The following is a 12,131-nucleotide window of genomic DNA, read 5'->3' on the forward strand; positions in this document are numbered from 1 at the left end:
TCGGGAATTTGGATCCAGAACCTCCTAGCTTACTTTTTATTTCGTTACTGAGTCTCTCTCAGATTTCCGGGATTGTATTCTTATTCATTTTGTTGGTTTGCTCCGCCCTTATTTCGGGCGCAGAAGTGGCCTTTTTCTCTTTGGCCCCGACCGATTTCGATCCCAAGGATGGAAAGCCCTCTAGGCGTCTTGAGTTGGTAGAGAAGTTGCTGTCCAAGCCCAAGAAATTGTTGGCTACGATCTTGGTGGCCAACAACCTTATTAACATCGCAATTGTACTTTTGTTCGCAACGCTATTCGATCCGTATTTTGAAGGAATTGCAGATAAGTACACCCGATTTTTACTAAAGGTGGTAGGGGTTACTTTCCTAATCCTTTTGTTTGGTGAAATATTGCCGAAGATCTACGCCAGCAGGAACAAGATCTCTTTTTCCACCTTTATGGCTTACCCTATTAATGTATTGAGCACTCTGTTCGCTCCACTTAGCAACCCTATGCGTTCCATCACCCTGTTTATGGAAGATCGATTTGGGAAGCATAAATCGAACATTAGTGTAGATCAATTATCGCAGGCATTGGAGCTTACCTCGGAAGAAGATACCACCCAAGAAGAACAGAAAATACTGAGGGGGATTGTTACTTTTGGAAATACCGATACCAAGAATGTCATGCGCCCTCGAATGGATATTTTCGCACTGAACGAAGAGTCGTCCTATATCGAAATCATGCCAGAAATTATTGCCAAGGGATACTCACGGATCCCTGTTTATAAAGAAAGCATTGATAATATTACCGGAGTGCTGTACGTGAAGGATTTACTGCCTCATTTAGATCGGAAACAATTGGATTGGTTATCGTTGAAAAGAGAAGCCTATTTTGTTCCAGAGAACAAGAAGTTGGACGATTTGCTGAATGAATTCAAAGACCGTAAAATGCACTTGGCCATCGTGGTAGATGAGTACGGCGGAACCAGCGGATTAATTTCTCTGGAAGATATTATTGAAGAGATTGTAGGGGATATTAGCGATGAGTTCGATGATGACGATCTGGAATTCTCCAAACTGGACGATACGACATATGTGTTCGAAGGGAAGACGCCCATCAAAGATTTCTACAGGGCCATTAAATTAGAGGAAATCGAACCTTTCGAAGAGGTAAAGGGAGAAGCCGAAACCTTAGCTGGGTTCTTGTTGGAAATCTCTAAAGGGTTCCCAAAGAAGAAAGAAGTAATAACTTTCCATAATTATTCGTTTACGGTAGAGGCATTCGAGAACAAACGAATAAAACGCATTAAACTATCGATAAACCCCAAAGCTTAAATCCATCTGTATGTTGAAATTGAGAAATCTATTGGGAGGATTCCTTGCGATTGTATTGTTGCTCTGCTTTGCGGCATGTGGCGATGAGGTGATCGTAAAGCCTGCTTCCAAATTGCGGTTGGATTATGATTTGGCAAAATACGATAGCGTTTCTACGAAATGCCCATATTCGTTCGAGAAGAATCACTTATCCCGACTGGTGAAAAAGAGAGGTTGTGGGATTAACTTGGAGTATCCGCATATGAGGGCGACGGTGTACCTTACCTATCAACCTGTACAGAAAGACAACCTGAAAAAGTTATTGCAGGACGCTCAAAAGTTAACCTACGATCATACAGTGAAGGCCAATGAAATTTTTGAGCAGCCACGGGTGGATTCCATCAATAAGGTGTATGGAATGTTCTATATGATTAATGGAGATGCCGCTACCCAGTCGCAATTTTATGTGACGGACAGCTTGAATCATTTCGTGACGGGATCCCTTTATTTTGAATCTAAGCCCAATTTCGATTCTATTTACCCGGCAGTGGTGTATTTGCGGGATGACATCCGTCGCATTATGGAAACCATTAGTTGGGAGGAGTAGGAAGCAACCTCACGACCTATTGCGTATCTAAGCAAGGCAATCTGGTATTGTTAAAGTTATATTATAGCCCATTTACAGGTTCAATTTATTTCCCAATTTTGTTTCTTGAAAGCTGACCATGAATAACTACACCCTCAAGTGGTTTTATCTTCTTATTCTCTCCCTTATTTGGGGAAGTTCCTTCATACTTATTAAGAAGGGATTGGTGGGCTTAACCGATTATCAATTAGGGTCATTGCGTATCGTACTCACTTCTATATTTCTCTTTTCCGTAGGGTTTCGAAGCATGCGGCAAATTGGGAAGCGAGATTGGCTATGGGTAGCCATATCTGGATTTTTGGGAACCTTTTTTCCTTCCTTTTTATTTGCCATTGCCCAGAATCATATCGATAGTGGTGTTACCTCCATCCTTAATTCCACCGTGCCTTTAAACACCTTGATTGTAGGGGCCGTATTATTTGGTATAGGCGTAACCCGAAGACAGGTTTGGGGCGTGTTTATAGGACTTTTGGGGACCATTCTGCTCATCTTCGCAGGAATATGGATGCACCGCAATGGAGTAGATGAAAGTGCGGTTGCAGATCGCAATCATTGGTATGGAGGGCTCATCATCATTGCGACTATAGGGTATGCATTTAATGTAAACATCATTAAGAAGTACTTGAGCAATGTAAGTGCATTGGCAATTACTACGGGAAATTTCTTGTGTATCATCGTACCCGCTTTTGTCATTTTGTATTACACTGGTTTCTTCGATGTGATCATGAGCGATCGACAGATGCAAATATCTTTTTGGTATGTGGTCATCCTCTCCTTGTTTGGGACGGCACTTGCTAAAGTCTTATTCAATAAACTGGTACACATTGCCAGCCCAGTCTTTGCTTCCTCGGTTACATATACCATGCCTATTGTAGCTGTTATGTGGGGGGTTATCGATGGAGAGCATTTTAGTTGGTTGCAATTGGTTGCAGCGATAATTATCCTGTTTGGGGTGTATCTTTCCAACAAAAGAGCGAATTAATATCCTCTTTTTCAGTGCTTTCTGAAAATTTTTCCCGAAATTTATAGAAACCGAAATCTGTAAAGTCATGGGAAAGTACTACATAAAATACGGTCTTGGGATTGCCGCAGCGCTTATTGGATATTTTCTACTAACCAACATCATCGGGCTTCATAAGTATCCTGTTTTAAGTGCATTGAACGGGGTCATTATCGGGGGTGGGATTTTCTTTGCCTTAAAGAATTACAAGGCGAGTACCAAGGAATTTAAATATCAGGATGGATTTCAACTAGGACTTTTTACTGGCGGATTGGCCACTTTGATTTTTGGAGCTTTCATGGCATGCTATATATTTTGGGTCGATACGCGTTTTGCGGAGGCCATTTTAGACTCTTGGAACCTTAACTTTAATAAAGGTTCGCTTATATTGATCATCTCTTTAATCATCATGGGCTTTTCCACTTCTTTTGTGCTTACATTGGCTTTTATGCAATTGCTAAAAGAATCATGGAACCCAAGACGCTGAAAAACACTGTTTTTTAAGGGGAAACCTTTTGTCATTTTCAATTTTACACCTATATTTGCACCCGCTTTTACCATAGGGTAAAGGCTATTGATTTTAAAAAACCATTATAAACGTTTACGCTATGTATGCAATTGTAGAGATAGCAGGGCAGCAATTCAAAGTTGCGAAAGACCAAAAAGTCTACGTAAACCGTTTGACCACAGAAGAAGGAAAAAAAGTCGCTTTCGACAATGTACTTCTTATTGGTGACGGAGATAAGGTGACTATTGGCGCCCCGGCTATAGACGGAGCTCAAGTTGGAGCGAAAGTCGTGAAGCACCTAAAAGGTGATAAAGTTATCGTTTTCAAAAAGAAAAGAAGAAAGGGATACCGTGTAAAGAACGGTCACAGACAAGCTCTTTCTGAAATCGTAATTGAAAGCATTGTTGCTTCTGGAGCTAAGAAAGCTGCTCCTGCAAAGGCTAAAAAGGCAGCTCCTGCTAAGAAAGAGGCAGCTCCAAAGGCCGAAGCTAAAAAAGAAACCAAAGCAGCCCCTAAAGCAGAAGCTCCTAAGGCTGCACCAGCTAAAAAGGCAGCTCCAAAGAAAGCTGCAAAAGGAGATGATCTTAAGAAAATCGAAGGGATTGGACCTAAGATTGCTGAGACTTTGACTGCTGCTGGTATTGCCACGTTTGCGGATTTGGCAAAAGCTAAACCTGCAGATATCGCTGAAATCATCGCTGGAGTTCGTGGAAACCACGTTCCAGATACTTGGCCACAACAAGCCCAATTGGCTGCTGATGGCAAGTGGGATGAACTAAAAGAATTGCAAGATAAATTAGACGGTGGGAAGGCGTAAGCTCCACTAATGTATAACGTATAAAACCGTAAAGAAATGGCTCACAAAAAAGGAGTTGGTAGTTCCAAGAACGGTCGCGAATCAGAATCGAAACGCCTAGGGGTTAAGATTTTTGGTGGTCAAGCAGCAGTTGCTGGAAATATCATCGTAAGACAAAGAGGATATACACATCACCCAGGTGAGAATGTATACGGTGGAAAAGACCATACCCTTCACGCCAAAGTGGACGGTGTTGTTAAGTTCACCAAGAAAAAGAACAACAAATCCTATGTTTCTATTGTTCCTCACGGAGAAGCATAAAACATAGTAGCGATACGAAAATGAACCCTCAACCTTGGTTGGGGGTTTTTTATTTTCTCATTTTTTGCTCATTACGATAGGGTTAAGGATCGCCATGTCTTCCGAAATACCCAAAATATTGATTATACTTGTAATCCGATTTTATTTTTAACTATGAAATCATCCATTGTTTTAATTTTTCTGTTGTGTTTATTCTCTCAGAAACTCAATGCCCAAGACGAGTATGTTTTTGAAGGGGTCATTAAACTGAGTGGGTTATCATTGTATACCTATAGCATTCATTTTTATGAAGAAGAGGGAGTCATTGAGGGATATTCCGTTACCGATCAGGATGGAGCATATGAAACCAAATCTTTGGTGTCAGGTTCTATAGATCACAAAACTAAAATAATTGAATTTTACGAAAGTGAAATCCTTACTGCTAAGTCCTCAAAGTCTTTGGATGGTTTCTGTTACATACATTTTAACGGAACCTTGAAAGAAGGAAAGGAGCAACAGGAAATTTGGGGGAAATTTAATAGTAAGTACAAAACCGGGGATCTATGTATAAATGGTGTCATTTCAATGACCAATAAAGGGCCTGTTTTTAAAAAGAAGGAACGTCCCAAAGTGGAATTGGCTGGAGGAATAAAGCAAGAAGATAGAATTGAACAAGAAACTAGAATTGAACAAGAAAGTAGAATTAAACGAGAAAGCAGAATTAAAATTAAGGAAAAGAGTAAAAGCTTAGTGAGTAAGGCCAATAACATACGTATCAATACCGTGGCTACCAATGAAGTACTTCATGTATTTTCCAAGGATGATGAACTTTCAATGTTAATATACGATGAAGAAGTTTCTGATAACGATAGGATCAATCTTTCCATAAACGACATTCCTATTTTAGTAGACTATGGGGTTACCAAACGCTCCAGAAAAGTTACCATACCAATGGACCGAGATCGGGTGGAGGTAAAGGTTACTGCTTTGACCAATGGAATCATTGGTAAAAACACCATTCGTTTCGATATTACAGATAGCAACAATCTTACCAGAACCGTTACCAATCTTGAGGTAGGCGAGACTGCAACTTTGGTTTTCCTTAAGCAGTAATTGCTTATTCCCCAAGGATATCCCGCATGATTTTTAGGTGGTGCTCTGTATGCACTTCCAAAAATCGCAAGGTATTTCCCCGTGCAATGGTGCCGAAAACAGGATGTTCAAAATGTACATTCTCATCCAATTCGAACACTTTTTTCATGTTTTCCCGGGCTTGCGTTAATTGCGCATACAAGGCTTCTGTCTCAATAACCTCAGGCGGCCGAACCGATGCTGGCGATTCTGCCCTTCCCCTAGGAATGAAATTCATTGTAAGGGACATGGTTCGGATGGCACTGAAACTACTGTCGAAATCTTCCGGATTGGAAGCCTCTAACGAATCATAAATGCCGTTAATGGTCTTTAAGCTATGGTCCAAGTGCCAAGCCACAGGAACCTTCGATACGTCTTCGTTTTGAACGTCCCTTGAGGAGATTTTAGCCTCTAGTTCGGCAAAATGATCGTCTAAAAAATTGGGATTTGTCGTGTTCATGGCAAATTTGGAATAGATCGCAAATAGTACGATTAGGAGTAGGACTGCTAAGGTGATTTTTTTCCACATAGTTTGACGTTTTAAAATTCGAATCGATATCCAAAATCTGGGAAGAATCCTATTTGGTCTACCTGATCTACCCGATTGGTCAATCGGTTATAACGGCGTACAAATACATTCTCGTTATTGGTTACATTCTGAATATCGAAATACAATTGATGCGATGTTTTGTTCGTTTTGCTGTTTATTTTGAAACCGGCTTTTACGTCCCACCTAAGATAACCATCATATTGTTCGCTAAAAGCCAAGTCTTCTTGAAGCACTTCGAAACCGGCTGCTTGAGATGCTTCTAAATCTACGGGAGTAAAATATCGTCCACCAGAAACCGTGAAACGGGTGTCGAAGAACAGTACATTTTTCTTGGCTTTCCCTACCGCAAATTCCCGTCCAGCTAGAACATTCACTACATATCCATTGTTGAAAGGAGTATTTCTTTCAATACCGTCACTGCCTTCATACTTGCTTTCAAAAAGGGAAGTAGTCAATAGACCGTAGTAGCCATCGCTAAAGAACTTTTCAATAGTGATTTCCACTCCCTGATTAAATCCAGTTCCTTCATTCACCAAGGAAACCCGATCATTTTCGAAAACAAAGTCGGCTCCTTCAGTTAGGGAGGAATAACTGGAAGGGAAGGGTTCTACTGCAGCATTATCGATGCTTTGATAGTATACTTCCAACTTACCGCGCCAGTTTTTGGCAAAGCGGGTATCGTATCCCAAAACGAAATGATTGCTTCGCACAAAATCCAAATCGGCATTGGTTTGTTGTAGGGTTCCGTTTACATCTTCATTCAAAAATAAAATAGGTAATGATACCGGTTGGTGGTGCAATCCGTAACCCAAACTCAGTTGATGCCTAGGTGCAATTTTATAATTCACCGCAGCTCTGGGTTCCAACACAAATTGTTCATTCAAAGTACTGTATTGTGCATGCAAACCGGTGTTAAGGGTCAATGTCTCTGTAAGGCGGAACTGTCCCTGTGCATAGGGTTGTACCAAGGTGAGATTGTCATCCACATCCAAATAAGTGAACAGATCGGGATCGCCATCGCCGTCTAAATCTGGCTGCATTTCCCGATCCTTCTGGGTCACATCTATTGCCGTCGTCTCAACCAATAAGCCCGTTCGGAAGGTGCTTCGGCTGCTTAATTTAGTATTGAACATAGTCGAGGTACTGAATCGAGTTTCAAGGTTGTCGGCTTCGGTGTATCGGAGCATCCATTCTTCTGCGCTGTCCTTATCGATAAACCGATCCTGTTTAAAATCACTTCCGCTGTAGGATCCTGCAATAATGGTTCTTAGATAGGAGTTTTTAGAAAGTCCTATTTGATGCTTTAAACCTACCACACCAAAGCCCGATTCGAAGAAGGAATTTTCATCTTCGGCCGCGAATAGATCATTTTCGTCTATATCATCTCCCAAAAAGTCAATGTCTGAGAAGCCAAGAATTCCGAAGAGTGAGAAATTACCCTGTTTGCTTTTTCCAAGGTCAATGTTAAAGGAAACATCATTGTAATTGGGCGTGGCCGAAGTTCCGCCAGCACCTACGCCCAAAAGGCTTACCAAGGAATAGCGTCCAGATAGTAAAAAAGAGCCGTTGTTCTTTCCCAAAGGACCTTCTGCCATTGCCTCCACTCCCGTAAAGATGCCCACTTGGGCGGTAAATTCATAGCTGTCCTTGTTCCCTTTACGGAAGCCCAGATCGAAAACCCCGCCGAGGGCATTTCCGTATTCTGCGGGAAATGCCGAGGTGAGGAAATCGGAGTTCTTGAGGAGGTTGGGGTTTAAAGCCGAAACAGGACCGCCTGTGGTGCCGACAGACGAGAAATGGTTGGGACTGGGAATGGGGATTCCCTCGAGGCGCCATAACAGTCCTGTTGGGGAGTTTCCTCTTACAACAATGTCGTTTCTACTATCATCGGGCGCAGAGACCCCAGCAAAATTGGCGGCCAAACGACCTACATCGCTGCGTCCCCCGGAAAAGCGATTCACTTCTTCCAAACTGAATTGCCGTGAGGAAATTGTGGCGAGCTTATTTACAGATCGATCTTTATTGGTTGAGGTGATGACTACCTCGTCCAATTGATCGAAGGCTTCAATAAGGTTGACGGTAACCACAGCATCTTTTCCGGAGGTTACCACGATATTTGGGAGGGTGATACTTTCGAAACCTACGTAACCAACGCGAATGCTTTGTCTTCCTACGGGAACGTTGTCCAGACGGAAGTAACCGTCGAAATCGGTAATGACGCCTGTAGCTTCCACGCCCAATAATTCTACCGTAGCTCCATTAAGGGGCGCTTCACTTTGTTTGTCGATTACAATACCCTTAATGACTCCAGTTTGCGCGAAAGAGGCAAGGCCTAAGAATAGTACAATGAGTTGGATTCCTTTTTTCATTTTTTTGAATTTTATCCAAAGGTGTCTTTCCCTTTTCGGAAGTACAATTGAAAAAAGTTGAAGTGTTGTCTTATGGTTTGAATTGTAGCTATATCGGTTTTATGGTAGTGAAGGGAGGAGCTTAGCTATGGATTCGGTTCAACAGAGTAAAAGAACAATTCAGGTTGAAATTCGACAGTTGAAGATTCTCCCGGGAATTCCCTGTACAACATTTTGTTACTTTGTTTGTTGATCCAGTATCTTTATGGAAATGAAAAAGAAAGGCTTACAAAAAATAGCGGTGCGGTTTCTTATCGTAAACGTCGTTTACTTTCTCATTAAGTTAACCATAGACCATGGAGGGAAAGCTCCCAATCTCTTTAGTGGACAGGCCGTGTTTTATTATTCTTCGGCCATAGTCCTTTTCTTTAGTACGTGGGAGATCAACGATCGGCTCATTAAAAAGTACCAGGAAAGGAGAGGGGCTTTATCACCCAAGGATTATACGGCTATTATAGGTTGGACCATGGCCATTATGACTCCTCTGGCGGCTTTATATTATTACATCGGGATTTTTCATTTAAATCACATTTGTCATTTGCATGATGGAGATCCGTGGTTGCAATGGCGCATCGATTTCTTTAGGGCTATGTTGTTGAGCGTTGCGGTAATACTCTTCAATGTTTTTTATCATGCCTTGTATCAGAAGCGCGAATTGGAGAATAAAATGACCGCCTTAAAGAAGGAAGTGGTCACTTCGAAATACAAATCTCTGAAGAGTCAGATAAGTCCACATTTCCTTTTTAATAGTCTGAATACACTCACGAGTTTGATGTACGAAGATCGGGATTTGGCATCCGATTTCGTTTCCCGTTTGGCTTCCTGTTATCGATACATTCTGGACAATAGGGAAGAGGATTTGGTTTCTTTGGAGAAGGAACTCGGATTTCTCGATTCGTTTATGTTTATGATGAATGTACGGCACGAAGGAGCCCTTACCATAAAGACAAATATAAAAGTGTCTCCAGTGGAATATCTCATCCCAACCCTTACCTTGCAGATGTTGGTGGAAAATGCGATGAAGCATAATTTCTATTCCAAAGAGAAACCTATGGAAATTTTGGTAGAAACCCGAGGAAAGCAGCGTTTGGTGGTTCAGAATACCTTTAGAAAGCGGGCGCTTGAAGAGGAGTCGACCGGATTGGGAATTCAGAATGTAAAGAACCGATATGCTTTTTATACCTCCCAGGAAGTGTTGGTAGAAGAAAAAGAAGATGTATTCGTGGTAGAAATTCCTTTGTTGCCTAGGGATATAAAGGACATTAAAATGATCGTTTCCTAATGAAAGCTGTGATTGTAGAGGACGAAGCCATTGCTTCCCGCCGTTTGGCCAACCTTATTGGCGAATTGGCCCCAGAAATGGAAATTGTGGGGCAGGTGACCTCGGTGGAGAATGGCAGTCGTTGGTTTGCTGAAAACAGCATGCCCGATTTGATCTTTTTGGACATTCAGTTGAATGACGGTTATGGCTTTGATATTTTGGATCGATTGGAAGATCATCCACCAGTCATTTTTACCACGGCTTATAATGAATATGCTATCCGCGGATTTAAGTACAACGGCATCGATTATTTGCTCAAACCGATTGACAAGAATGACTTGCGAGATGCCTTGTATAAATTTCGGAAGAACAGTGTAGCAGTTCCTTCGGAAACGGACAAGATTGCCGAGTTGAAAAAGTTATTCTCGAAGGAGTTCAAGAAACGGTTTATGGTGAAGGTGGGGAATCATTTCAATACCTTTCAAGTAGAAGACATTGCCTACTTTAAGAGCCATGACGGTCTTATTTTCCTGCACTCACATTCTGGACAGGAGTTCCCGATTGAATATTCTATAGATCAATTGGAGGATATTTTAGATCCGGTACAGTTTTTTAGGATCAACCGTAAGTTCATGGTTTCCGTACAAGCAGTACAAGAGATCCACACCTATTTCAACAGTCGATTGCTATTAAAACTACAACCCAAGGAAGAAGAGCAGGTCATTGTTTCCCGGGAACGCACCAGTAATTTTAAACGGTGGTTGGATTTGTGATGTCCTATTATTTGCAGAAATTCACTGCTCCATAAATACGATGCACATTGATGCTATTTCCGCAACTTCATTGTCGTCGGAAAGTGAATGGCCTTTAACAGCTTCGTCGATACAATTGCTTAATTCAATGGCTTTACTTTTGATAAAATCAAGTGAATGCCCTTTGTATATATGAGCTAAAAAGTCACCGCAAGTTGCTAATTTGTTTCTTTTGGCTGAGATCTTCCATTCCGAAATTTTAGACTTATGAAGAGATCCACCAACATACCATTCTTGACTATTGTCAGAGACATGTTTTTCTGGACCATCCAAACAAGAAATCATTATAATGGGAATGCAGAATAGAAATACTAGAACGAAGAGGCATCCTTTCCCTGTTGATTTATTAAAGTTCTTTCTATAGGTGAGCCCAGGAATTCCGGTTCTAATGGAAAATCCTTTTGTGCTTACCGAACCTTTTTTGGAACGGTAACTAGGATACATTCCTTTTTTGCTAAAGTTGAGTCCGAATCCTTTGCCAAGATTGACTCGTTTTCTGTATCTAAATCCCATGACTAATGTTTAATGATGAAGTCGGAGATTATTTTTTTCATGTTCGAAGGTAACTCGGCATTTCTCACTTCATAATAATTAACTTTCATTTCCCTGAACCATTTCTGCCAGTATTCCTTTATCAGGTCATCTTCATAAACATTTCCTTCTATAGGATTAATTCCTAAAACAAGGACATCTAGATTTGATAGGTCGTTTTCGGCTACTAAAAAACCATAATTTTTCTGGTCCATTTTTGCTTTCCAATTGATGGAGTTGAGGTTTTCGCTTTTTACATATTGAGGGGTTAAGTAAGTGGTCAAGTGGTCTTTTTCTCTAAGATTGTTTTTATGGAACATATAACCATCAGTTAGAATTATTAAAATATTCCGTGAATCATTCTCAATACAAAAATCCCTGACATTATTTTTGAAAAATCCCCAAGTATCAGATCCTATATAGTCTCTGTCTTTAATTGAAAGCTCATATATTTCTTTTGATTTTGACACATATGCTGGTGTGATCTCATCCAGTAAATCCATAGATGCATTAGCTCTTGTTATATGGAACTTTAGGCTTTTTGAAATTTTATTGATTTTTAGATTCTTTGGCTCTGGATCGAAATACAGGGCTATTCTGTCGTCCATTTTTCTGACTTTCTTGACTTTAAGGTGATTGACAAACGTTTCAGCGATTAATTCTATATAGCCTAAGTCCCTCTTATAATATTCCATAGTTTTATTGTGAAACTTTATGGTGTCAATTCTATCCGATAGGTCTAAGAGAATGCTAATGTTTAAATTGATATCTCGGGTTTTATGGATAGTAGACTCTTGACCTATTATTGGTTCCTCTTTTTTTACATCTTTGTTGCAAGAGAGTAAAGTGGTAAGCAATAGATATAACGAGATTTGATTGATCGAACTTTT

13 protein-coding genes are annotated in these 12,131 nt (G+C 40.8%); 9 read left to right on the forward strand and 4 right to left on the reverse strand.

The window, feature by feature from the left end; all coding sequences use genetic code 11:
- The first annotated feature begins 8 nt into the window (after positions 1–8).
- From POV27_RS01500 to POV27_RS01530, 7 genes are all read left to right on the forward strand, one after another.
- Entirely contained in the window at positions 9–1,319 is a 1,311-nt protein-coding gene (locus POV27_RS01500) for a gliding motility-associated protein GldE (protein WP_272860959.1), read from the forward strand.
- Positions 1,320–1,329: 10 nt separating this feature from the next.
- Positions 1,330–1,905 (forward strand): gliding motility lipoprotein GldD, encoded by a 576-nt coding sequence (gldD, locus tag POV27_RS01505; RefSeq protein ID WP_272860960.1) that lies wholly within the window; start codon positions 1,330–1,332, stop codon positions 1,903–1,905.
- 118 nt (positions 1,906–2,023) lie between these two features.
- A complete protein-coding gene (locus tag POV27_RS01510; RefSeq protein ID WP_272860961.1) occupies positions 2,024–2,926 on the forward strand; it encodes a DMT family transporter in 903 nt (300 codons plus the stop codon).
- A 67-nt stretch (positions 2,927–2,993) separates the two neighbouring features.
- Positions 2,994–3,431, forward strand: a complete 438-nt coding sequence (locus tag POV27_RS01515; RefSeq protein WP_272860962.1) for a DUF4199 domain-containing protein — start codon at positions 2,994–2,996, stop codon at positions 3,429–3,431.
- Positions 3,432–3,552: 121 nt separating this feature from the next.
- On the forward strand, positions 3,553–4,269 hold the full coding sequence (gene rplU, locus POV27_RS01520) for a 50S ribosomal protein L21 (RefSeq protein WP_272860963.1): 717 nt from the start codon (positions 3,553–3,555) through the stop codon (positions 4,267–4,269).
- Between the two features lie 36 nt (positions 4,270–4,305).
- Positions 4,306–4,569, forward strand: a complete 264-nt coding sequence (gene rpmA / locus POV27_RS01525) for a 50S ribosomal protein L27 (RefSeq protein WP_272860964.1) — start codon at positions 4,306–4,308, stop codon at positions 4,567–4,569.
- 153 nt (positions 4,570–4,722) lie between these two features.
- Positions 4,723–5,661, forward strand: a complete 939-nt coding sequence (locus tag POV27_RS01530; RefSeq protein ID WP_272860965.1) for a hypothetical protein — start codon at positions 4,723–4,725, stop codon at positions 5,659–5,661.
- Positions 5,662–5,665: 4 nt separating this feature from the next.
- Here the strand turns inward: POV27_RS01530 and POV27_RS01535 are convergent, their stop codons facing one another.
- Positions 5,666–6,208 (reverse strand): DUF1569 domain-containing protein, encoded by a 543-nt coding sequence (locus POV27_RS01535; protein ID WP_272860966.1) that lies wholly within the window; start codon positions 6,206–6,208, stop codon positions 5,666–5,668.
- Positions 6,209–6,219: 11 nt separating this feature from the next.
- Positions 6,220–8,598: a TonB-dependent receptor gene (locus tag POV27_RS01540; protein ID WP_272860967.1), complete on the reverse strand. Its 2,379-nt coding sequence runs from the start codon at positions 8,596–8,598 to the stop codon at positions 6,220–6,222.
- A 250-nt stretch (positions 8,599–8,848) separates the two neighbouring features.
- On the opposite strand from POV27_RS01540, the gene POV27_RS01545 reads away from it, so the two are divergent.
- The gene (locus POV27_RS01545; RefSeq protein ID WP_272860968.1) at positions 8,849–9,919 is read left to right on the forward strand and encodes a sensor histidine kinase; all 1,071 of its coding nucleotides are present in this window, start codon (positions 8,849–8,851) and stop codon (positions 9,917–9,919) included.
- Positions 9,919–10,671, forward strand: coding sequence for a LytR/AlgR family response regulator transcription factor (locus tag POV27_RS01550; RefSeq protein ID WP_272860969.1), 753 nt, complete (start codon positions 9,919–9,921; stop codon positions 10,669–10,671). Before POV27_RS01545 ends, POV27_RS01550 begins: the two co-directional genes overlap by 1 nt.
- A gap of 21 nt (positions 10,672–10,692) precedes the next feature.
- On the opposite strand, the gene POV27_RS01555 is transcribed toward POV27_RS01550, so the two are convergent.
- Entirely contained in the window at positions 10,693–11,223 is a 531-nt protein-coding gene (locus tag POV27_RS01555) for a hypothetical protein (protein WP_272860970.1), read from the reverse strand.
- 2 nt (positions 11,224–11,225) lie between these two features.
- Positions 11,226–11,936: a hypothetical protein gene (locus POV27_RS01560; protein ID WP_272860971.1), complete on the reverse strand. Its 711-nt coding sequence runs from the start codon at positions 11,934–11,936 to the stop codon at positions 11,226–11,228.
- Positions 11,937–12,131 lie beyond the last annotated feature (195 nt).

Origin of the sequence: Aureisphaera galaxeae (assembly GCF_028561275.1) — a bacterium.
GTDB classification, from domain to species: domain Bacteria; phylum Bacteroidota; class Bacteroidia; order Flavobacteriales; family Flavobacteriaceae; genus Aureisphaera; species Aureisphaera galaxeae.